The organism is Janthinobacterium sp. SUN120, from assembly GCF_030397735.1.
Classification (GTDB): Bacteria; Pseudomonadota; Gammaproteobacteria; order Burkholderiales; family Burkholderiaceae_D; genus Janthinobacterium; species Janthinobacterium kumbetense.
Genome location: NZ_JAPUBW010000001.1, coordinates 2,001,049 through 2,024,487 on the forward strand (window position 1 = coordinate 2,001,049; position 23,439 = coordinate 2,024,487).

A 23,439-nucleotide genomic window follows, 5' to 3' on the forward strand; every position below is an offset into this window, starting at 1 on the left:
ATTTGATTCTGGCGGAGACGGTGGGATTCGAACCCACGATACAGGTATAAGCCGTATGCATCCTTAGCAGGGATGTGCCTTCGGCCACTCGGCCACGTCTCCTAGCTGATTACTCAACTATGTCTCTGTAGCTAACTGCGCTGCAGCGACGAACGTCATAATATCGATTGCCCCCCCTTTGGTCAAGGGCGTGGGGCAATATTTTTGGATATTTAAGCTTTTTCCAGCTCGAACGCTTTATGCAGCGCGCGCACGGCCAGTTCCATGTACTTTTCATCGATCAGCACGGAGATCTTGATCTCGGAAGTGGAGATCATCATGATGTTGATGCCCTCTTCCGACAAGGTACGGAACATTTGCGACGCGACGCCGACATGGCTGCGCATGCCCACGCCGACGACGGACAGTTTCGACACTTTCGCGTCGCCCGTGATGCTGGCCGCGCCCAGCGATTCGCGGTTCGCTTCCAGCACGGCCAGCGCGCGCGTGTATTCGCCGCGCGAGACGGTGAAGGTGAAGTCCGTTTTACCGTCTACCGACTGATTCTGTATGATCATGTCGACTTCGATGTTCGCGTCCGCCACCGGTCCCAGGATGTGGTACGCCACGCCTGGACGGTCGGGCACGCCGAGCACGGTGATTTTGGCTTCATCGCGGTTGAAGGCGATGCCGGAGATGACTGCTTGTTCCATGTTTGTATCTTCCTCAAACGAAATCAGGGTGCCTGAATTGGCTTCTATTTCCAGCGGCAACATCGGGTCGGTCAGCGACGACAGCACGCGTGTGGGAACGCGGTAGTTGCCGGCAAATTCCACCGAGCGCGTCTGCAGCACTTTGGAACCCAGCGAAGCCAGTTCCAGCATTTCTTCAAAGGTGATGGTCTTCAGGCGGCGCGCCTCGGAGACCACGCGCGGGTCGGTCGTGTAGACGCCGTCGACGTCCGTGAAGATCAGGCATTCGGCCGCCTTCATGGCGGCGGCGATCGCCACGGCCGAGGTGTCCGAACCCCCGCGGCCCAGGGTCGCGATGTTGTCGTGTTCGTCGACGCCCTGGAAACCGGTAATGATGACAATCTTGCCTGCATCGAGGTCGCGTTTGACTTTTTCGTCATCGATCGACTGGATGCGTGCCTTGGTAAAGGCGGAATCGGTCTTGATCGCGACTTGCCAGCCAGCATAGGATACGGCTTGTTTGCCGATCGCCAGCAGTGCCATCGACAATAGGCCGACGGACACTTGTTCGCCTGTCGAGGCGATCATGTCAAGTTCACGGGGATCGGGTTGATCCATGATTTCCTTGGCCAGTCCAATCAGGCGGTTGGTCTCGCCCGACATGGCGGATGGCACCACCACGATTTGATGCCCAGCGTCGTGCCACTTGGCAACGCGCTTGGCGACATTCTTGATACGGTCAGTCGAGCCCATCGACGTACCGCCATATTTGTGGACGATTAAAGCCATAAGAGTGAAGTTTCCGCTCAAGAAGAATAAAAAAGGAGGGCTTTACTCTACATGCCGCAATGCAAAATAACAAGCTAAAAAGCGCATTAGCTCATACCGATTGCGTATATGGAAATAACCAATCCATGCAGTCCAGCTGGCTTGAGCAGCCGCTTGGCAGCCACCCCAGGAGTGGCCGTGGCGGCTGCCCTTACGCTCAGCAGGAGACCCAGCGCAAGGCGACACGGGGACGATCCAGCAGGCTCAGGCAATGGCAATCGAGGCCAATACCAGCCGCGAACAGCAATTGTTGCGCCGCACAGACAAGGGGCAGGCGTTCGCGCTCCCAGGCGGGCACGTCAAACGCCTGGTAATGGTATTTCAAGCTCTTGGTGGGACGGTTCAAGGCCAGTTTCAAGCGCTCGCCACCCTGGCGGAAATCGATGGTCAAGGTTTGAGATTGCAACCAGGCAATATCGATACCCTGCCCGCCCTCTTCCACCGCATCGAAATGCAGCACGCCGCCATACGCGGGAAACGCCAGGCTGGCCTCGCCTTGCCAGATGAATTCCTGGCTGGCTTTTTCCAGGCCGGGAATGCCCGCATCGTCACGCTCGCGCATGCCGGCCAGGTCATCGAGCTTCGGCGTCAGGTATAAACGGTCGCGGTGGCGCCGCACGTGGCATTCGGGATGCGTGACCAGCAATTGCGCATCGGGCCGCGCCTCCAGCAGCTGCGCCAGCATTTCCGCCAGCCACGCCGTCGACGGCATGCGCAAGCCGCGCGTGCCGAACCAGTGGCGCAGCAGGTTGTAGCAGCGGTCCGCGCTCAGCACGCGCAATTTCGCCAGCTCGATGCACTCGCCATCGAGACAGGCGGCCAGGTCCTGCGTCGCCAGTTCCGTCAACAGGCGCTGCGCCGATTGCGCGTGCTGGGCGCTGCGGGCGAAGCGTTCCTGGAAGCCGGGAAAGGCCTGCGCCAGCACGGGCATCACCTGGTGCCGCAAGGCATTGCGGGCGAAGCGGGGATCGTCGTTCGATTCGTCGTGGATGTGCGCAATCGCGTGTTTCGCCACGTACGCCTCCAGTTGCCTGCGCGACACGGGCAGCAGCGGACGCGCCATCACCAGGTCAGGATTGCCCAGCAGCTCGGGCGCGCTGTTGGCGCCATCCATGCCGGACAGGCCCGCCGTGCCGGAGCCGCGCAGCAATTGCAGCAGCACCGTTTCCGCCTGGTCATCCTGGTGGTGCGCCGTCAGCAGCAGGCGCACGCCGTGCGCGGCGCACAGTTCGCCCAGGGCCGCGTAACGGCGCTTGCGGGCCGCCTCTTCCGTGCCCGTCTTCGCATTCTTTTCCAGCGTAACCTTGCGTGCCTCGAAGGCGATGCCCATGCCGGCGCACAACTGCCCGCAGTGGGCCAGCCACGCATCCGCGTTCGGGCTGAGGCCATGGTGCACGTGGAACGCGTGCAGGGCCACGCCGTGCTCTTGCGCCCAGGCATGCGCCAGATGCAGCAGGGCCGAGGAATCGAGGCCGCCGCTGAGGGCGATGCCGACCGCTTCGCCGGCTTGCGGTCCGCAGGTTGCCAGCGCGCTGGCGAAGATGTCGGCGACGGTGGCGTTTTGTTGCTTTTTCATAAGACTCCTGGAATGCAAAGAGGGACAGGTGGCCAAACGAGTGATGTCGCTTGGCTGCCTGTCCCTGGTGTTCTTGCTGCCGGCCTGCGCCGGCGATGGTTTACTCGCTCGGCGTGGTTTCCTTGAACTTGCCGTAGCTCAGCAGTTTTTCATGGCGCGCGGCCAGCAAGTCCTTGGTTTTCATGCCGTGGAACTGGCGCAGGGTGTCGGCCAGTGCGCGTTTCAGCAAGGTCGCCATCTGTTTCGGATCGCGGTGGGCGCCACCCAGCGGTTCGTTGATGATCTTGTCGATCAGGCCCATGGCTTTCAGGCGGTGCGCCGTCAGGCCCAGCGCTTCGGCCGCGTCGGAGGCGCGCTCGGCACTCTTCCACAGGATTGAGGCGCAGCCTTCCGGCGAGATCACGGCATAGGTCGAGTATTGCAGCATCAGCACGGCATCGCCCACGGCAATCGCCAGCGCGCCGCCGGAACCGCCTTCCCCGATGATGGTGGCGATCAGCGGCACCTTGAGTTCCGCCATCACGTACAGGTTGTGGCCGATGGCTTCCGACTGGCCGCGCTCTTCCGCGTCGATGCCGGGGAAGGCGCCTGGCGTGTCGACGAAGGTAAAGATAGGCAAGTTGAACTTTTCAGCCACTTTCATCAGGCGCATGGCCTTGCGGTAGCCTTCCGGCTTCGGCATGCCGAAATTGCGCATGGCGCGCTCTTTCGTGTCGCGGCCCTTTTGATGGCCGATGACCATGCACGGCTGGCCGTTGAAGCGGGCCAGGCCGCCGACGACGGACAAATCGTCCGCGTAGCTGCGGTCGCCATGCAATTCGTGGAAATCGGTAAAGATTTCATTCACGTAATCCATGGTGTAGGGGCGCTGCGGGTGGCGCGCGATCTGCGCCACTTGCCAAGGGGTCAGCTTGGCATAGATATCCTTGGTCAGTTGCTGGCTCTTCTTGGCCAGGCGGTCGATCTCTTCCGAGATGTCGACGGCCGAATCGTCTTGCACGAAGCGCAACTCTTCGATCTTGGAATCGAGTTCCGCGATCGGCTGTTCAAAATTGAGGAAAGTCGTTTTAGTCATTGTACCTCCAGGTTTTACCGGCCACGGCGCCAGGGCGCGCGGCGTCATCTATGTTTATTTTACCGTACCGGCTGGTGCGCCGGGGGCTGTATCGGATGCGGCAGGGGCGGCTGCAGGGTCGAGACTGCGCCACAAATACCACGTCGCCACGGTGCGCCACGGTTCCCAATTGGCGGAAACTTCGCGCGCATCGCTGCGGGAAACTGGTTCGCCGGAGAAATAATTGACGCTGATGCCCTGGATCAAACCGGGGTCGTCGAGCGGCAAGACATTTGGCCGGAGCAGATTAAATATCAGAAACATCTCGGCTGTCCAGCGGCCGATGCCGCGGATTTGCACCAGTTCGGCGATGACGGCTTCGTCATCCATCTGGTCCCACTGGCTCGCGTGCACGCGCTTGGCCTTGAAATGGTCGGCCAGGTCGAGGATGTATTCGGTCTTGCGTTTGGACAAACCGCAGGCGGACAACTGCTCGGCGCCTGCCTTCAATACTTGCGAAGGCGTGCATTTCGGGCAAGCCAGCAGCAGCTTTTTCCAGGCAGCATCCGCCGCCTTGGGCGTGATCTGCTGCCCCACCAGCGAACGGGCCAGGGTGGTAAACGGGTCGCTATGGCCGACCAGGTGCAGGTCGCCAAATTGCGGGATGAGCTTTTTCATGATGCGGTCGCGCTTCATCAGCTCGATCTTCGCCTCTTCCCAGTAATGCGGCACCTGGATCACCTGCGCCGCCACCGGGGCTTCCCCGTTTTCCCTGGACGTTGGCATCATGCGCGGCGCCAGTTGGTCGAGCCGTCAGGCTTGTCTTCAAGAATGATGCCCGCAGCCAATAATTCGGCGCGGATCTTGTCGGACTGGGCAAAGTCGCGCGCCTTTTTCGCAGCACTGCGCGCCGCGATGGCCGCTTCGATGCCGGCCGCCTCATCCTGGCCGCCGTCAGCGGCGCCGACGGTTGCTTGCAGGAATTGTTGCGGCGTGCGCTCAAGCAAGCCGAACACGCCCGCCAGGCCCTTCAATTGACGGGCCAGGGCCGGCGACTTGCTCTTGTTGACTTCCGTTGCCAGGTCGAACAGGGCGGCCACGGCCAGCGGCGTGTTGAAATCGTCGTCCATGGCTTCGCGCACGCGCACGGCATGGGCTTCGCTCCAGTCGATGGCGCCCTCTTCCACCGCCACGTCGGCCAGCGCCGTGTACAACCGGGTCAGGGACAGGCGCGCGTCGTCGAGGTGCACGTCCGAGTAATTCAGGGGGCTGCGGTAGTGCGCGCGCAGGATGAAGAAGCGGATCACTTCGGCATCGAATTTTTGCAGCACTTCGCGGATGGTGAAGAAGTTGCCCAGCGACTTGGACATTTTTTCATTGTCCAGGCGCACGAAACCGTTATGTATCCAGTAATTGACGCTGGTATGGCCGAACGCGCCTTCGGATTGGGCGATCTCGTTTTCGTGGTGCGGGAATTGCAAGTCCGCGCCGCCGCCGTGGATGTCGAATTGTTCACCTAGCAAGGCGCACGACATGGCCGAGCACTCGATATGCCAGCCCGGGCGGCCCTTGCCCCACTTCGAATCCCATTTGACTTCTTCCGGCTCCGACTCTTTCGACGACTTCCACAGCACGAAGTCGAGCGGATCGCGCTTGCCCGTGTTGACGTCGACACGCTCGCCCGCGCGCAGGTCGTCGAGCGACTTGCCCGACAGCTTGCCGTAATGGGGGAAATTGCGCACGGCATAGTTCACATCGCCATCCGCGCCCTGGTAAGCCAAATCCTTGGCTTCCAGCTGTTCGATCAGGCGCAGCATCTGCGGCACGTATTCGGTGGCGCGCGGCGTGTGGTCGGGCGTCAGGATGCCCAGCGCGGCCGTGTCTTCATCCATGTAGCGGGTGAAACGCGTCGTCAGCTGGGAAATCGTCTCGCCGTTTTCCACGGCGCGGCGGATGATCTTGTCGTCGATGTCCGTAATGTTGCGCACATAGGTGACATCGAAGCCGGACGCCTTCAGCCAGCGGTAAATGACGTCGAACGCCATCATCATGCGCGCATGGCCGATATGGCAATAATCGTAGATGGTCATGCCGCACACGTACATGCGAACCTTGCCCGCTTCCATCGGGACGAATACCTGCTTCTCGCGAGCCAGGGTGTTGTAAATCTTTAGATTGCTCATCGTGCTTTGCAAGTGGAGCGGTCGCCAGCCTGGCAAAACGACAGACAGGCGCGGACACCGGGGGTGCCGCGCCACAGAACTGCCGTGTGCGCCGAAGACTGTACGACCCGCTATATTGTTGTTCTTGTTTGTTAGAATTAGGGCGTTAGCGGTCAAGTATAACATTGATAAAAACCATACTGGCCCGATATGAATCAGGTTTTTACGATGTTCAACCGAATTTTCACTTCTTTACAATTAAAGCAAGTTTAAAGAAAAATAACGATCAAGGACGCCTTCATGCAAGAAATCAAATCGAAACGCCTGTCTTTCCTGGCCCGCTTTTGCACCCTGTTTGCCGGCCTGACCCTGGGCAGTGCCGTCGTGGCAGCCGCTCCGGCGACCGCCGTCGACCCAACGCCGCACGTGGCCCTGAAAACCAGCATGGGCGAGATCGTGCTGGAACTGGACCAGGAAAAAGCACCGAAAAGCGTGGCCAATTTCCTGCAGTACGTCAACAGCGGTTACTATAAGGGCACCGTATTTCACCGCGTCATCGACGGCTTCATGATACAGGGCGGCGGCTTCGACAAGAACATGAAGCAGAAACCGACGAAAGCGCCGATCAAGAACGAAGCGCAAAACGGCTTGCAGAACGTGACCTACAGCATCGCCATGGCGCGCACGGGCGACCCGCATTCGGCCACCGCGCAATTCTTTATCAACGTCAACGACAACGGCCCGCTCGACTACCCTGGCCGCGACGGTTTCGGCTACACGGTGTTCGGCAAAGTCGTCAGCGGCATGGACGTGGTCGACAAGATCAAGGCCGTGCCCGTGGCGGACAAGGGCCCGCACCAGAACGTGCCCGTCACCCCCGTGGTGATCGAATCGGCGACTTTACTCAAGACAGCGCCCGCAAAACTGTAAAATAGCGTTTTTGCGGCGCCCGCCTGCCTGGCGCCGCTGAATCAATTATTCATCCAATTTATTAAGGATCATCATGACCTCCGTCATCATCACCACCAATCTGGGCAAGATCACCGCTGAACTGGACGCCGAGAAAGCACCGAAAACGGTTGCCAACTTCCTGGCCTACATGCAAGCCGGCCACTACGACAACACGATTTTCCACCGCGTCATCGACGGCTTCATGATCCAGGGCGGCGGTTTCGAGCCAGGCATGAAACAAAAGCCAGCCGACACCACCGTGGAAAACGAAGCCAAGAACGGCCTGAAAAACGATACCTACACCCTGGCCATGGCCCGCACGTCGGACCCGCACTCGGCATCGGCCCAGTTCTTCATCAACATCAAGAACAACAGCTTCCTCGACTACCCAGGCCAGGACGGCTGGGGCTACGCCGTGTTCGGTAAAGTCACCGAAGGCAAGGAAGTCGTCGACGCCATCCGCGCCGTGAAAACCTCGCGCGCCGGCATGTTCGCCGATGTACCAGTCACCGATGTCATCATCGAAAAAGTCGAAGCAGTTTAATTCGGCCACTGCACCATGACTAACAGGCATTGCAGCGTTTGCGCCTCTCCATGTACATCACTTTTTGGGAGCGTTGAACGATGACAATGCCTGCCGCACTCTTTATTTCCGACCTGCATCTGCAGAGCTCGCACCCGCGCACCAGCGCGGCGTTTCTTTCTTTCCTGGAACACCATGCGCAATATGCGCAAGCGCTGTATCTATTAGGCGACCTGTTCGAATACTGGGCCGGCGACGATGACCTGGAAGACCCGTTCAATGCGCGCATGACGGCCGCCATCCGCGCCGTCAGCGATGCGGGCGTGCACGTCTACTGGATCGCCGGCAACCGCGACTTTCTTGTCGGCTCCGGCTTTGCCGCCGCCGCCGGCGCCACCCTGCTCAGCGAACCGCACGTGGCCACGCTTGCCGGCCGGCGCATCGTCTTGCTGCATGGCGACGCAGAATGCACGAAAGACGTCCAATACATGGAGTTTCGCGCCATGGTGCGCCAGCCTGCCTGGCAAAAACAGTTTTTATCCATGCCGCTGGCGCAGCGCAAGGCGATCATCGACGGCTTGCGCAAAAGCAGTCGCGAGCACAATGGCGAAAAATCCATGGACATCATGGATGTCACGCCCGATGCCGTAGCACAAGTATTTGCCGAACATGCGAGCACCGTCATGATCCACGGCCATACGCACCGCCCCGCCCTGCATAAAGTTGACGAAACCTTGCGCTATGTCTTGCCCGACTGGGAATGCGACGTGACGCCGCCACAACAGCCACGCGGCGGCTGGATCGCCATCGATGCGCGCGGCAACATCACGCGCCATGACTTGAACGGCGACATCATCGACTAGGCTGGCGCCGACCACGTCACGGGCGTTTGTCCGATAGCCGAACCCGACCGACCTTGCTGTAATGGCAGCATGCATACTCATTACGTCGGCACGGCCGGCTGGAGCCTGTCCAGCGCCGCCGCCAGCCACTTCCCCCTCGATGGCAGCCACCTGCAGCGCTATGCCCAGGTCTTGCCCTGCGCGGAAATCAACAGCTCTTTCTACCGCTCGCACCAGAGCGCCACTTACGCGCGTTGGGCCGCCAGCACACCCGAGCACTTCCGCTTCAGCGTGAAATTGCCGCGCAGCATCACGCACGAACGGCGCTTGCGCAACTGTGCGGCCGAACTGGATCGCTTTGCGGGAGAAGTCATGCAACTGGGAAATAAATTGGGCTGCGTGCTGGTGCAGCTGCCGCCCAGCCTGCGTTTCGAGGCGGACGTGGCCGCGCAGTTTTTTCAGGCGCTGCGCCAGCGCTTCGGCGGCATGCTCGCTTGCGAGGCGCGCCACCCAGGCTGGTTCGCGGCCGAGGCCACCGAACTGTTGACCGCGCAGCGCATCACGCGCGTGCGCGCCGATCCGCCCTCCGGCCAGCCGGGGCCGCACGTGCCGACGACGGAAGTGACCTACCTGCGCCTGCACGGCAGCCCGAAAATATACTATTCCGACTACCCGGCCGATTGCCTGGCGGCGCTGGCCGCTGAATTGCACGCACAAACGCAGGCGGACAGCTGGTGCATCTTCGACAACACGGCGGCCGGAGCCGCCCTGTTCAATGCGCTGGAATTGCAGGCGCGGCTGAGGGAGTCGCCAGCCGCGCCTGCGCATCGCTCCACCTAAGGCAAGGGCGTCTGGACGATGGCGCGGGCGGTATAGCCATACAGGGTACCGTTGCCGAAAGCCACGATGTCCACGATGGGATTGCCCCATGCCAGTTGCGGTGTGGAAATGACCCCGGCCGTATCGATCTTGCGCACGCCATCCTGGCCGCTCAGGTACAGGTTGTCGGCCTTGTCGATGGCCAGGCTGGGTATGCCGGCAAAGGACAGGCTGCCCACGCCAGGCGCACCGTCGATATTTTTAGTCGAGTACAGGGTGCCGGCAAACACGCTCACGGCGCCGGAACGATTCACCTTGAATACCACCTGATGATAATAGTCATCAAAATACATCTCCCCCTTGCTGTCAAACACCATGCTGTAGGGCAGAATATCTTGCAAGCCGAAATCGCTGTCACTGAAGGAGCGCGCGAGCGTCTCAAAAGATACAAACAAGGAAAATACGCCACCGGGCGGGCGCCGGTAAATGCCCTCGCCGAAGGACTCCGTCCATGTGATATAGCCATCCTTGTCAATCGCCAGGATATACTGCTGAATGCCTGTCATTCCAGCCGGCAATTGCTCGATGGTGGACATGACGCCGTCAGCATTGATCTTGCGCAAATTAAACGAAGCAGAATTCGGCGCCCTGTCCGCCACATACACGGCGCCATCCGCACCGCAAGCGATCGCCACGGGGCTGAGCATGGTCGAGCTGAGCCGTGGTCCGTCATCGCTGCCCGCGCGGCCGGCAATCCCCGCATGGACTTCCAGCTTGCCATTCGGCGCGAGCCGGCGCAATACCTTGTTGGCCGCATCGAGCAGATAGACATTCCCGGCAGGGTCGCTGCACATGCCCGATGCCCTGACCGCACCCACGCGGGCTGCCGCGCCCACGCCGTCCGCCGGCCCGGCTTCGCTCAGAATGACCGGCACGGTCGTAATCCTGTTGCCGGCATCCACCCGGTTCAGCCGTTGCAAGGCAAAATCGAAGACCAGCATGGCGCCTGAATTCTCGCGCAATATCAGCGCGAGGTTTTTCCAGTCGACAGGTTTCCCCGCAGCATCAGGCACCATGCGCCCCACGACCGTCGTCACTTCGCCATCGGGCGCCATGCGGCGGATGGCGTCGCGGTCGACCAGCAACAAATTGCCGTTGCGCTCGAACACCATACTGCGTACGCCCCTGAAGCTGGCATTGACGCCCTTGCCATCGTAGCCAGTCGTTCTCGCATTGCCAGCCATCAGGGAAGCCTGGCCATTATCAAGGCGATATATCTTGCTGCCGCCATAGTTGCTCAAATAAATGAGACCGCTGGCATCGACCGCAATCTGACCAACCTGCCCTGCCCGCAGCTGGCTGTTCGGTTCGAAAAACATGACATGCACGGAGCTGACCACGCCATCTGGCGTCACCCGGCGAAGCTGGAACTGCCCATCATCGACGAGCAGCAGATCGCCATTACGCTCCACGGCCATGCTGGAGATCCATCCGAACCCCGCTTGCGCTCCCGGCCCATCGGCATACACCGGCGTGCCATTCGGCTCGGGCGGTATCGCGCTGCAATTGGCGCGGCGCTTGCCGGCCAAAGTAGTGACCACCCTTTCTGGCGTAATTTTGCGCACCAGTCCATTGCAGCTGTCGCCCACGTACAAATTCGACTTGTCGTCGATCGCCAGCGGTGCACGCCCGCCGCCCATGTAGAAAGTCGCGCTGATCCCAGGCCCGTCAACGGCACCAGCCTTGCCCGGCACGCCGGCGTAAATACTGAGGCTGCCGTCAGGGGCGAGCTTGTGGATCACCTGCGTGGACGAATCGGCGAAGTAATAATTGCCCGCGCCATCCTGCACCATGCCATCGACACGCTGGATCTGTTCCTGCACGCCCGCCAGCACGATGGGCAGGCAACGCACGGCCAGGGTGCTGACGTCGGCGCTGCCCATCGTTGCCGCGCCTTGCGCGATGCTGCAGCCCAGGCCGGCAGAAGCGCTGTCGACCTTGCCTTGATACGCCGTGCCCGCCGCCAGCTTGCCGGCAAAACTGAAGGGACCGTTGGCCGTGACGGTCACTTTATCCGTGCCGTTCGCCAGCACGACGCTGGCGCCAGGCAGCAAGCCGCTGACCGTGCCACCGAGCAGGTAACGCGTCGTTTCAACGGCAGGCGTGGTGGACGGCGTGGCCGTGCCGCCGCCGGAACCGCCGCCGCAGGCGCTCAGCACCGCCAACAGGGCGGCGCCGCAACCGGCACGCCTGAACAGGTTTTGTACTTCTCCAAAGCAATTTATCATTTCTGCTTTCATGGTTGTGGCGACGATGCACGCCAAAAGTTATCAAGTAAGATTCTCAAACACGCAACATTATAGTTTCTCCATGGATAGAGAAACATGAAAATGTTGACATTTATATTTCCACTGTTATAGTTCACTACAACACCAACCCAATACATCACGGAGCTTCGATGCCTACAGCACTTTTTACGCGCCGCGCCGCCCCGCCCTTGTCGGAGCGCATCCCATGAGCACGGAATGGAACGACAATAGCCCCATCTACCGCCAGCTCAAGGCCAGGGTGGTGGGCATGATGCTCGATGGCGTGCTGCAGTCCGGCGACGCCTTGCCTTCGGTGCGCCAGGTGGCGGCCGATTATCAATTGAATCCCATCACGGTCTCGCGCGCCTACCAGGAACTGGTCGACGATGCCCTGGTGGAAAAACGCAGAGGACTCGGTATGTATGTCTTGGAAGGCGCCCGCGACAAATTGCTGGCCAGCGAACGCGAACGCTTCCTGCGCGAAGAATGGCCAGCCTTGCTGGAACACATCACCCGCCTGGGCCTTGATCTCGATCAACTGCTGCAAGCGAGCCGCGACGGCGGCGCACACGGAGAGAACGCATGAATGCATTGAACAAGGACAGCGTCATCAGCGCGCGCGGCCTGCGCAAGCAGTATGGCAAGCAGGTGGCCATCGACAACATCAGCTTCGATATCGCGCCGGGGCGCATCGTCGGCTTGATCGGGCCTAACGGTTCCGGCAAGACCACCACCCTGAAAGCCATCCTGGGCCTGACGGGCTTCGATGGCGACTTGTCGGTGCTGGGGCGCGATCCCCGCGTGCAGCGCGACGCGCTGATGGACGACGTGTGCTTCATTGCCGACGTGGCCATCCTGCCGGGCTGGCTGCGCGTGGCCGACGCCATCGATTTCGTTGCCGGCGTGCATCCACGTTTCGACCGCAGCAAGGCCGAACGCTATCTGGCCCACACCAAGCTGTCGCCGAAGATGAAGGTCAAGGCCATGTCGAAGGGCATGGTGGTGCAGCTGCACCTGGCGCTGGTGATGGCCATCGACGCCAAACTGCTGGTGCTCGACGAGCCGACCCTGGGCCTGGATATCCTGTACCGCAAGCAGTTCTACCAGAACTTGCTGGAAGACTATTTCGATGAAAACAAGACCATCGTCATCACCACGCACCAGATCGAGGAAGTGGAACACATCCTCAGCGACCTGATGTTCATTCGCGACGGCAAGATCGTGCTGGCGTCCAGCATGGAAGAGGTGGGCGAGCGCTATATCGAGGTAATGGTGGGCCCGCAGCACGTCAATCCGGCGCGCGCCCTGCAGCCGATCAGCGAACGCAGCGTGTTCGGCAAGTCCGTGATGCTGTTCGATGGCGTCGCCCGCACCCAGCTGGCGGCCCTCGGCGAAGTACGCACGCCCAGCCTGGCTGACCTGTTTGTCGCGACCATGAAAGGATCGTACCAATGAGTATTTCCCCTGTAAACAAGATGCAATGGCTGCTCCGGCGCGAGTTGTGGGAACACAAGGGCATGCTGGTGTGGACGCCTGCCGTGATCGGCGTCGTCATGACGGTGCTAGGCGCCCTGATGGCGGCCGCGACCGTCGCAAAGACCAAAATGCACACGGCGCTCATCGTCAATGGCGAGGAAATTTCCTGGAGCACCGTCTTCAATACGCGCACCTTTGGCCCGCGCCGCACGGAAATCATCGACGCCGTCGCCAACAACTATACGTACACGGCCGCGCCGCTGTTCCTGGCGCTGGGCTTCCTCGTATTTTTCTATTGCCTCAGCGCCCTGCATGACGATCGCCGCGACCGCAGCGTGCTGTTCTGGAAATCGCTGCCCATCTCGGATGCGCAGACGGTGCTGTCGAAAGCGGCCATCGCCCTGCTGGTCGCGCCGCTGATCGTGGCCGCTGCCGCCAGCCTGACGTCGCTGGCCCTGATCCTGATCCTCAGCGGCGTGCTGGCCGCCAACGGCATCCACGTGTTTGCCGAACTGCTGGGCTCTTCCGGCCTGTACCTGGGACCGCTGCGCGTGTTTGGCTTGCTGCCCGTGTATTGCCTGTGGGCCTTGCCGACTGTCGGCTGGCTGCTGATGGTATCGAGCTGGGCCAAGTCGAAAGTCTTCCTGTGGGCCGTCGGCGTACCGTTGCTGCTGCTCATCCTGACAGTCTGGGCCGGCAAGCTGACGCAGACGGAAAGCGACGTCAGCTGGATACAGATGAATGTCATCGGACGCGCCCTGCTGGGCACCCTCCCCGGCAGCTGGTATCTGTTCGAACCGGAACTGCTGCCGCGCATGCACGCCCTGGCAGAGGGGGGATCACACATGACACGCATCGATGTGTTCAGCAATTCCTGGTCCAGCCTCGCCTTGCCGGCCGTCTGGCTCGGCGCGGCGGCAGGCGCGGCACTGATTTACGCCGCCATCCGCCTGCGCAGCTGGCGCGAGGAAGGCTGACAGCGCACTAGCTCTTCCCCCTCAAAAACGCCCCGCCCGTCGGGGCGTTTTCTATTTCTGCGCTGGCAAAACATCTGAAAATAATAACTACCTTTCTGATAGTGATTATTAAAAAATTCCCTCCCCGAATAAAGACTATTCATTCGATAGCATCAATCCGATATAAAAATTACAAATAATTATTTCTATCGTATTTTATTACCAATCAAATTTGATAATCACCATGCAAAAAAGCAACAACTAGCAATTCGATAGCGATAGGGTTTTTTCGATGAAAATCGCAGAAACACTGCAACCGGGTAGCGGATTCATCCTAAAAGTCCCATTCCGTGACAATCCGTGATTATTCACTTACGCAAAGCTTGACAGAATAGAGTCATGAAAAATGATAAAAATTGAATTGAAAGTTTCAAAATTGAAACTACCATCAGAGTGAGAGCTGGTGCGGCCTGCATGCAAATACCGCTATCTTTCTAGGTGTATCGGCTGGCAAGCCAGTTATCGGAAAAACAGGATGCAAGAAAATAACGCCATGCAAAACAAATGCAAAAATGGCATTTTAAATATTTCAGGGCCGACGTTCCATTACGCCAGCGTTTTTTTGCCAGTTATGTTTTACTTTCACCATCTGCATCGGCAATACCCAATTTCAACCACGGCCCAAGCCACGCCGGAGTAAGCAAGGAAACGAAACACATTATTGATTTTTTAATATCTTAAAAAATTGAACGAACATATAACCTTCTTCCGGAGATTTTCAAATGGCCACCACCCAAAATCCAGCACAAGTTCCCGTCAATGCCGAAGGCGCTGGCGCCAAGATCGCGACGCCCGCTAAAAAAGCGCTCAATCCGAAAAACGGCGACCGCAAGCAGTATGACGAAGACGAACTGATAAAAGGGGCCGATGCCAGCGCGACCATGCCGCCTGAAAATGTCGTGGAAGTCACGGGAAGCGCCGATAGCGGCAATGCCGCGGCCCTGGGCACGGCCGCGGCGGTGGCGGCAGCCGCCTTGGCAGCTGGTGGCGGCGGTGCGGCCGCAGGCCAGGCCGGCAACGGCAGTGCCGATCCCGGCACGTCGCAAAGCGACAACAACGGCGGCGCGGCGGGCGCGGCAGGCACCGGCGCGGGCGCGGCCGGCATCCCCAGCGGCAGCGTCGTGGATGTCGCAGGAGCATCAGCTGGAGCGGGTGCAGGCGCCGGCGCCGGTGCTGCAGGCGGCCTGGGCGGACTTGGCGTGCTGGGCGCGCTCGGCGGCCTTGGCCTGGTAGCCGCCGCAGCAGGCGGTGGCGGCGGAGGCGGTGCCGCGGCCGGCGGTGCCGGCACTGGTGGCACGGGCACTGGCGGCACGGGCACGGGAGGAACCGGTGGCACGGGCGGAACGGGAGGAACTGGCGGCACGGGCGGCTCGACCGGCGGTAGCACGGGAAATCAATCCACGACCACGACGATTACCGACGCGGCCGTGCTGGCTGCAGCAGCAGCGGTCGCGGCGGCCAACAGTGCCCTGGCCGATGATGCCGCCGCAGCAGCAGCCGCAGCCACGGCAGCAGCTGCGCTGGCAGCGGCGAATGCGGCCACGCTCGCCGACCAGCAGGCTGCCGCCGCGGCAGCTGCAGCGGCGGCAGCCTTGCTCGCAGCCAATAACGCCACCAGCGACGATGTCCTGGCCGCCAGCACGGCAGCCGCCGTGCCCGGTGCGCAAGCCGCTGCCACGGCTGCCACGACCGACGACAACGCGGCCGCTGCCGCTGCCGCAACCGCCGCCATTTCGCTGGCCGCCACCACGTCGGCACAAAATGCCGATGCGGCTGCCGTCACGGCCGCCGCCAACGCCGCCGCCGCGCACGCCGCTGCCGATGCGGCGCAAACGCAAGCGGACCAGACCAACGCCCCCGCATTGCAAGTCATCGCCGATGCGGCCGATGTCGTCTCCGCCGCCGCCAATACCCAGGCCGCGCTGACCGATGCCGCGGCGCTGGGCGTCATCTCGGCCAATGATGCCGCCGCCGCTGCCGCTGCCACGGCGCTGGCCAATGCCACGGACGCCGCTGCGCTGGACCTGGCGGCAACGGCCGCCGCCAACGCCGCCGTCACGGCCGGCATACAGGCCAGCCTGACGGACGCCGCCGCCCTGACAGTCATCTCCGATGCCGATGCGGCCACCGCCGCCGCGGCCGCCAGCGTAGCCGCCGCTACCGATGCCGTCGCCCTGACCGCCGCCTCGAATGCGGCCGCTACCGCGGCAGCGAATGCGGCAATCAACGCCAATGCCAGCGACGCCGCAGCACTGGGCATCGCCGCCACGGCGGCAGTGAGTGCCGCCGCCGCGGCCAGCACGCAAGCAGGACTCACCGACGCCGTGACGCTGACCATGGCAGCGGACGCCGCCGCCGGCGCAGCCGCCTGGGATGCATCGATCGCCAACGCCACCGATGCCGTGGCCCTGCAGGCCGCCGCCGATGCGGCCGCCACGAACGCCGCAAATGCGCAGACACAAGCGAACATGACGGACGCGCCCACCCTGGGGCTGATCGCCGATGCGGCCACCCTGGCGTCGGATGCGGCGCAGGCGCAGGCCGACCTGACCGACGCGGCAGCGCTGGCCCTGATTTCCAGCGCCGACGCCGTCGCAGCGGCGACAGCAGCCACCCTGGCCGGCAACACGGATGCCGCCGCGCTCGACATCGCTGCCGCCGCTGCCGCCACTGCCGCCGCCAACGCCGTGGTGACAGCCAACCTGAGCGACGCAGCCGCCTTGCAGATCACGGCCGATGCCGCCGCCAACACCTCGACCGCCGCCGCCGCGCAAGCGGCGCTGACCGATGCGGCCGCGCTGCAAATCGTCTCCGACAATGACGCCGCCGCCGCGCTGGCAGCGCAAACCACCGCCGACCAGACGGACGCTGCCGCCCTGGCCGCTGCCGACGCGGCGGCGGCCAGCGATGCCGCGAATGCCCAGGCCGTGGCCGGTCAGACCGATGTAGTTGCTCTGCAGCAAGCTGCCGACCAGGCCGATGCGGATGCGGCGGCCGCCCATTCGCAAGCGAGCCTGCTGGACGTCAACGTTGCCCTGAATGCCTTCAACCTGGCCAACCTCGCCGCCCTGGCCGCCAACGTCACGGCCGGGCAGACCAGCGTCGTCGACCTGACGGCCACCGTCAACGCCTTGCAGCTCGATTCCGACAATGCCGACATCACTGCCAACCTGACGGATGCCCTCTTCCTCGCCGGCATCTCCGCCGCCGATGCGCTGGCGGCCGCGACTGCGCTGACCACTGCCAACCTGACCGACGCCGTGGCGCTCGCCAACACCGCCGCCGCGGCCGTTACGGCGGCGGAAACGGCTGCCCTGCTGGGCGGGATCGACATCTCGGCCGTCAGCGCCGCGGCGGCGGCCCAAGCTGCCGCCACGGCAGCAGCGGCCACCGCCGCGCTGACCGATGCCGGCGCACTGGGCCTTGTCTCCACCGCCGATGCCGCCGCCGAACTTGCCGCCCAGGCCGCCGTCAGCACACTGACGGCCGCCAATACGCTGGCGCAAAACGCCCTGACCGCGGCACAGCTCGTGGCCGGCCAGACCGATGCCGCGGCCCTGGCCGTGGCGTCGTCGACCGCCGATGCGGCCGCCGCCGCAGCCGTCACGACGGCGGGCCAGACGGACGCCATCGCGCTGAGCCTCATTTCCAACGCCGATGGCCTGGCTGCCGCCTCGGCCGCCAGCCTGGCGGCGCTGACGGATGCCACGGCGCTGGGCGTGATCTCGACCGCCGATGCCACCTTGGCCGCCACCCTGCTGACAACGGCCAACTTGACGGATGCTGCCGCCCTGGGCCTGGCCGCCGCCGCGGCGGCCGCCGCCGCCAATACGGCGACGAATGTTGCCAACCTGACCGATGCGGTGGCACTGGGCACGCTCTCGGCCGCCGCCACCACGGCCGCCAATACGGCCGCCGCCACCGCCTCGTTGACGGACGCCACGGCCCTGGGCCTCGTCGCCACGGCCGATGCGGCGCTCGCCGCCACGGCGCAGACGACGGCCAACCTCACCGATGCCGTGGCGCTGGGCCTCGTCTCGACGGCCGCCAACACGGCCGCCAGCCTGGCCGCCACGACAGCCAACCTGACGGACGCCGTTGCCCTGGGCACCGTCTCGGCGGCCGCCACGGCTGCCGCCAACACGGCTGCCGCCACCGCCGCGCTGACCGATGCCGTGGCCCTGGGACTGACGGCCACCGTCGATGCGGCCGCCGCCACCGCCGCGCAAACAACGGCCAACCTGACGGACGCCGTCGCCCTGGGCCTGGTGGCGACCGTGAATGCCACGGCCGCCGCCACCGCCGCCACCGTCGCCGGCCTGACCGACGCCGTCGTGCTGGGCACCCAGCATACGCTCGACGTCACGGCCGCCACCGTGGCCGCCACCAAGGCGGCGCTGACGGACGCGGCCGCGCTGACCACCATCGCCAACAACGATGCCGCGAGCGCCGCTGCGGCTGCCGCCTATTCGGCCGCCCATCCACTCGACCTGGTGGCCGCGCTGGCCGCCACCGTGGCCGCCACCACGGCCGGCCTGTCGCACACGGCGGCGCTGGCGGCGCAAGCCGACGATGCGGCTGCCGCCTCGACGGCCGCCACGGCTGCCGCCTCGCTGGTCGCGCTGAACAATGCGATTGCCGCCGACAATGCCGCCACCGCCGCCGCCACGCTGGCCCTGACCTCGCAGGCTGCCGCCACGGCGGCGCAGCTGGACGACACTCTCGCGGCGACCGCCGCTGGCGTGGCCGCCACCTCGCTGGCAGCGGCACAGGCAGCGCAAGCGGCCGATGCCGCCGCCGCCGCGACCGCAGCGACGGCAGCCAATGCCCTGGCCGCCTTGAATGCGGCCCTGGCCGCCGACGCGAATGCGGCAGCTACCGCAGCGGCTGCCGTCACGGCCAATGCAGCCACGGCCGCCGCCGTCGCCGACGATCTGGCCGCCGCCACGGCCGCTACCGTCGCCAATGCCTCGCAAGCGGCCGCGCAAGCGGCCCAGCTGGCCGACAATGCGGCCGCCAGCGCCGCCACCATCGCCGCCAATGCATTGGCCGCGCTGAACCAGGCGCTGGCCGACGATGCGGCCGCCGCAGCCGCCGTCCTCAACTCCACCAACGCCACGGCAGCCGCTGCGGCCGCTACCGCCGCCGATACGGCTGCCGCCGCTGCCGCCGCCGTCGCCGCCATCTCGGCCGCCGCCACGCAGCATGCGCAGGCGGACGATGCCGCAGCAGCGGCAGCCGCCCTCACGGCGGCCATCTCGCTGGCCGCCACGCAAGCCGCGCAGGCGGCCGACCTGGCCGTCGGCACGACGGCGGCGGCGGCAGCAGCCGCGCTGGCCGCCCTGAACCAGGCCCTGAACGACGACAACGTCGCCGCAGCAGCGGCCACGGCGGCCAACAATGCGCAAGCGGCCCTGAATGCGGCCACGACGGCGCTCAATGCGGCAATCCTGGCTGCCAGCAACTCGCTCGCAGCCACCAATGCCGCCGTGGGTGCCGACGCCACGGCGGCAAGCACGGCAGCCGCCGCCGCGGCTGCGCAGATCATTGCCGACGCCGCGCTGCAGGCCGACGCCGGCCTGGCAGCCCTCGCCACGGCGGCCAACAATGCACTGGCCGCGGCCAGCGCCGCGCTGGCCGCCGACGATGCGGCCGCCAGTGCCGCGCACACGGCAGCCCTGTCGGCAGCCGCCACGCTGGCGGCGCAACTGGCCGACACGGCCGCCCTCAATGCCCATGCGGCGCTCAACGCGGCCATCGCCAACCTGAACGCGGCGGTAACGGCCGATACCAATGCTCTGGACGCCGACAATGACAAGACGCTCAAGCTGAACCTGCTCATTTCCGCGCAAAATGCGTCCGATTCGGCAGCCCAGGCCGACGCGAATGCGGCAGCCGCCCATGCGGCGCTGGCGTCAGCCCAGGCCGACGATGCGGCGGCCGTCACGGCTGCCAACAATGCGGCAGCCGCGCATGCGGCGGCCGTCGCAGCGCAGAACGCCGATGCAGCCGCAGCAACGGCGGCGGCACAGGCAGCCATCTCGCTGGCCGCCACGCTCAATGCCCAGGCGGACGACGCCACGGCGGCAGCGGCCGCCACGGCCGCCGCGAATGCGCAGCTGGCGCTGAACGCGGCCCTCGCCGCCGACGCCAACGTCGCCGCCACCGCCGCCGCGGCAGCCGCTGCCCAGCTGGCGGCGCAAAACGCGCACGACGCCGATGCCGCCGCCGCGGCAGCGGCCGTCGCGGCCGCCATTACCCTGGCAGCCACGCAGGCAGCCCAGGCCGACGATGCGGCAGCCGCCCTGGCCGCGGCCAACGCCGCCAACGCCCAGGCAGCGCACAACGCCGCCGTCGCCGACGACCAGGCCGCAGCGGACGCCGCAGCCGCCGCCTCCCTCGCACAAGCGGCAGCGACGGCAGCAGCAGCCGCCGATGTCGCCGCCGCCGCCAGCGCCGCGGCGGCAGCAGCGGCACTGCTCGCCGCCCAGGCAGCACAAGCCGACGACACGGCCGCCAACCAGGCGGCGGCAAATGCCGCCGCCGCCACCGCCGCGCACACGGCAGCCATCGCCGCCGATGCCCTCGCCGTCAGCACGGCGGCAACGGCAGCCACCGCTCTGGCCGCCGCCACCGCGGCGCAGAACGACGATGACGCCGCGGCGGCGGCCGCCGCCCAGGCCGCCATTTCGCTGGCCATCACGCAACAGGCACAGGCCGACGATGCGGCAGCGGCAGCGGCCACCGTCAACGCGAACAATGCGGCCGCAGCCGCGCTGGCCGCCCATGCCGCCGATGCGGCCGCGCCGCTGGCCCAGGCCCAGGCAGCCGCCTCGCTGCTGGCCTTCCAGGCGGCGCAAGCGGACGATGCCGCCGCCGCCAACGCAGCGGCAGCAGCGGCCCAGGCACATGCCAATGCCAACGCGGCCTACGCGGACGATGCGGCGGCGGCCCAGGCCAACGCCAACGCGCAGGCAGCCGATGCGGCCCTGGTGCAAGCGAACGCCCTGGCCGCGCAAACGGACGCCAACGCCCTGGGAGTGATATCGGCGGCGGATGCCGCCCACGCTGCCGCCGTGCAAGCGCTGGCCGACCAGACCGATGCCGTGGCGCTCACCCAAGCCGCCGATGCGGCTGCGGCAGCCGCCCTGGCCGCGGCGCAGACGGCCAACCTGACGGATGCCGCCGCCCTGCACCTGGCAGCGGATGCGGCAGCGGCAGCGGCCCTGCAGGCGCAGGCGCAGGCGGACCTGACGGACGCAAACTCGCTGACGGTGTCGGCAAATGCCGCAGCCGCAGCGGCAGCGGCAGCCCAGGCCCACGCCGACCTGACGGATGCGAGCCAGCTGTTCGTGCTGAGCCAGAACGCCCTGCACAACCCGCTGACGGTGAGCGACTTCAGCACCGGCCTGCCAGCCGCCGGCGGCGACGTGATCGACATGTCGGCCATCGCCCACCTGACGGCAGCGGTGGCGGTGGGCGTCAACCTGAGCACGGACTTTGGCAACGACAACCTGTTCATCTTCGACAGCACGGCCGTGTCGATCCACGATGCCGCCGGCGCCATTGCGGCCGACAACAGCGTCCTGTCGGGCCAGGGCTACATCGTCATCGCCGATGCGCAAAACAGCGGCGCCGTCACGGTCTATCACTCGAGTGACCTGAGCAACGCCAACGCCATCGACACGGCGCTGGTGCTGCTGAGCGGCGTGAACATCACGCAGCTGACGGCGGCGAACTTCCATGTCTGAGGCCATGCTCATGGAAACGTAGCCACAACGGCCGCAGGGGCGCGTACGCAGTCGCGCCGCGCTCCTGCGGTCCTGGTGATCCTCGTTGCAACCCTGCAGGCCGCAAGGCCGGAAAAACACGGGATGAGATTACGCAGTTTGCCAGCACTACCCTGCCGCCGGCGCCCCTGGCCCGGCATCCTGCCCTGCATCGCGGCTGTACTGGCAGCCGTCGCCATGGCCAGCGTCACCCCTTTCGCCGGCGCCCAGGGCGCCACCGCCTGGAACTTCGACCAGGTCTTGCAGCAGGCGCTGCAAAGCCATCCCGCCGTGCAGGGCAGGCGCTCGGCGCAGGCAGCCGCGCGGGCCGACCTCGATGGCGCGCAATGGCAGCGCTTTCCCAGCCTGTCGGCGGAAGTCCCCACCGGTTCGCAGGAAACGGGCGGCGTGGTGCGCATCGAGCAGCCGCTGTGGAGCGGCGGGCGCATCGACGCCGGCATCGATGCCGCCAGCAGCCGGGTCGACGCGGCCGGCGCCGCCATCGAGGAAGAACGCCTGACCCTGTCCCTGCGCGTGATCGCCGCCTATACCGAGGCGTTGCGTCAGACGGCGCGCGTGCGTTCAGCCGAGGCGGGGCTGGCCGAGCACCAGCGCCTGCTGGACATGATCAAGCGCCGCGTGGTGCAGTCGGTCAGCTCGCAGACGGACCAGCGCCTGGCCGAGTCGCGCGCCTACCAGGCGGCCAACGACGTGTCGAATGCGCGCCAGGCGCTGGAAAACGCGCTGGCGCAGCTGTCGCAGCTGGCGGGCAAGCCCGTGCGCCTCGTCAGCACCACCGGCATCGGCGTGGGCGAACCGCTGCCCGACGCCAGCCTGGAGCGGGTCATGCGCCAGGCCATCGACTACTCCCCCACCCTGCACCGCCTCGATTTCGAGGCGCAGGCAGCCGATTCCGAAATCACCATGCAGCGCTCGGCCTACATGCCGAAAGTCGTGCTGCGCATGGAAAAGCCGACGGGCGGCATCAATGCCGACAACCGCACGCGCGCCATGCTGGTGCTGCAGGCGCAGCCGGGCGCCGGCCTGTCGGCCAAGGCGGGCGTGGATGCGGCCGTGGCCAAGCGCGAAGGCGCGCGCGCCGCGCACGACGTGGCCGAACGCGAGGTGCGCGAGCGTTTTACCCTGGACTGGAACGAGGCCGAGGCGAGCCGCCAGCGCCTGGGCAACGCGGGCGAGGCCAGCACCACCTCGACGCAGGTATTCGAATCGTATGCGCGCCAGTACGTGATTGGCCGCAAGAGCTGGAACGACGTGCTCAACGCCGTGCGCGAAGCGACCCAGGCGCAATTTTCGCTGGAAGACACGCGCGCGCAGGCGATCGCCGCCAGCCTGCGCCTGGCAGCGCAAACGGGCACCCTGGCCGGGCGCACGGCGCCGGCCGCGTCGGTGCGCGCCAATTGACCGCCACAGAACACGAACAGG

The 23,439-nt window shown here is 64.8% G+C and carries 15 protein-coding genes and 1 tRNA gene; 9 read left to right on the plus strand and 7 right to left on the minus strand.

Annotated elements, in window-relative coordinates; all coding sequences use genetic code 11:
• Nucleotides 1–9: 9 nt before the first annotated feature.
• From O0879_RS08790 to cysS, 6 genes are all read right to left on the minus strand, one after another.
• Nucleotides 10–102: transfer RNA gene (locus tag O0879_RS08790), tRNA-Ser, on the minus strand.
• A 110-nt stretch (nucleotides 103–212) separates the two neighbouring features.
• A complete protein-coding gene (locus tag O0879_RS08795) occupies nucleotides 213–1,460 on the minus strand; it encodes an aspartate kinase (RefSeq protein ID WP_035817435.1) in 1,248 nt (415 codons plus the stop codon).
• A 196-nt stretch (nucleotides 1,461–1,656) separates the two neighbouring features.
• On the minus strand, nucleotides 1,657–3,075 hold the full coding sequence (gene tilS / locus O0879_RS08800) for a tRNA lysidine(34) synthetase TilS (RefSeq protein WP_289915991.1): 1,419 nt from the start codon (nucleotides 3,073–3,075) through the stop codon (nucleotides 1,657–1,659).
• 100 nt (nucleotides 3,076–3,175) lie between these two features.
• Nucleotides 3,176–4,150, minus strand: a complete 975-nt coding sequence (locus tag O0879_RS08805) for an acetyl-CoA carboxylase carboxyltransferase subunit alpha (RefSeq protein ID WP_034756951.1) — start codon at nucleotides 4,148–4,150, stop codon at nucleotides 3,176–3,178.
• A 54-nt stretch (nucleotides 4,151–4,204) separates the two neighbouring features.
• A complete protein-coding gene (locus O0879_RS08810) occupies nucleotides 4,205–4,915 on the minus strand; it encodes a DNA-3-methyladenine glycosylase (RefSeq protein ID WP_077409058.1) in 711 nt (236 codons plus the stop codon).
• Complete coding sequence (gene cysS, locus O0879_RS08815) at nucleotides 4,915–6,312, minus strand: cysteine--tRNA ligase (protein WP_077402243.1); 1,398 nt, start codon at nucleotides 6,310–6,312, stop codon at nucleotides 4,915–4,917. Before cysS ends, O0879_RS08810 begins: the two co-directional genes overlap by 1 nt.
• A 279-nt stretch (nucleotides 6,313–6,591) precedes the next feature.
• On the opposite strand from cysS, the gene O0879_RS08820 reads away from it, so the two are divergent.
• The 4 genes from O0879_RS08820 (at nucleotide 6,592) to O0879_RS08835 (ending at nucleotide 9,447) form a co-directional block, all read left to right on the plus strand.
• Nucleotides 6,592–7,221, plus strand: a complete 630-nt coding sequence (locus O0879_RS08820; protein WP_099664682.1) for a peptidylprolyl isomerase — start codon at nucleotides 6,592–6,594, stop codon at nucleotides 7,219–7,221.
• Nucleotides 7,222–7,294: 73 nt separating this feature from the next.
• Entirely contained in the window at nucleotides 7,295–7,786 is a 492-nt protein-coding gene (locus O0879_RS08825) for a peptidylprolyl isomerase (RefSeq protein ID WP_289915993.1), read from the plus strand.
• An 86-nt stretch (nucleotides 7,787–7,872) separates the two neighbouring features.
• On the plus strand, nucleotides 7,873–8,628 hold the full coding sequence (locus O0879_RS08830) for a UDP-2,3-diacylglucosamine diphosphatase (RefSeq protein WP_077402238.1): 756 nt from the start codon (nucleotides 7,873–7,875) through the stop codon (nucleotides 8,626–8,628).
• 69 nt (nucleotides 8,629–8,697) lie between these two features.
• Nucleotides 8,698–9,447, plus strand: a complete 750-nt coding sequence (locus tag O0879_RS08835) for a DUF72 domain-containing protein (protein WP_289915995.1) — start codon at nucleotides 8,698–8,700, stop codon at nucleotides 9,445–9,447.
• On the opposite strand, the gene O0879_RS08840 is transcribed toward O0879_RS08835, so the two are convergent.
• Nucleotides 9,444–11,714, minus strand: a complete 2,271-nt coding sequence (locus O0879_RS08840) for a hypothetical protein (protein ID WP_289915997.1) — start codon at nucleotides 11,712–11,714, stop codon at nucleotides 9,444–9,446. The two genes, O0879_RS08835 and O0879_RS08840, sit on opposite strands and share 4 nt — an antisense overlap.
• A gap of 226 nt (nucleotides 11,715–11,940) precedes the next feature.
• Between O0879_RS08840 and O0879_RS08845 the strand changes: the two genes are divergently transcribed.
• The 5 genes from O0879_RS08845 to O0879_RS08865 all read left to right on the plus strand — a co-directional run bounded on the left by O0879_RS08845 (nucleotide 11,941) and on the right by O0879_RS08865 (nucleotide 23,418).
• On the plus strand, nucleotides 11,941–12,321 hold the full coding sequence (locus tag O0879_RS08845) for a GntR family transcriptional regulator (protein WP_289915998.1): 381 nt from the start codon (nucleotides 11,941–11,943) through the stop codon (nucleotides 12,319–12,321).
• Nucleotides 12,318–13,190: an ABC transporter ATP-binding protein gene (locus O0879_RS08850; protein ID WP_289906649.1), complete on the plus strand. Its 873-nt coding sequence runs from the start codon at nucleotides 12,318–12,320 to the stop codon at nucleotides 13,188–13,190. Before O0879_RS08845 ends, O0879_RS08850 begins: the two co-directional genes overlap by 4 nt.
• Nucleotides 13,187–14,188, plus strand: a complete 1,002-nt coding sequence (locus O0879_RS08855) for a hypothetical protein (protein ID WP_289911778.1) — start codon at nucleotides 13,187–13,189, stop codon at nucleotides 14,186–14,188. Before O0879_RS08850 ends, O0879_RS08855 begins: the two co-directional genes overlap by 4 nt.
• A 761-nt stretch (nucleotides 14,189–14,949) precedes the next feature.
• The gene (locus O0879_RS08860; RefSeq protein ID WP_289916000.1) at nucleotides 14,950–21,978 is read left to right on the plus strand and encodes a hypothetical protein; all 7,029 of its coding nucleotides are present in this window, start codon (nucleotides 14,950–14,952) and stop codon (nucleotides 21,976–21,978) included.
• 216 nt (nucleotides 21,979–22,194) lie between these two features.
• Nucleotides 22,195–23,418, plus strand: coding sequence for a TolC family protein (locus O0879_RS08865; protein WP_289906646.1), 1,224 nt, complete (start codon nucleotides 22,195–22,197; stop codon nucleotides 23,416–23,418).
• Nucleotides 23,419–23,439 lie beyond the last annotated feature (21 nt).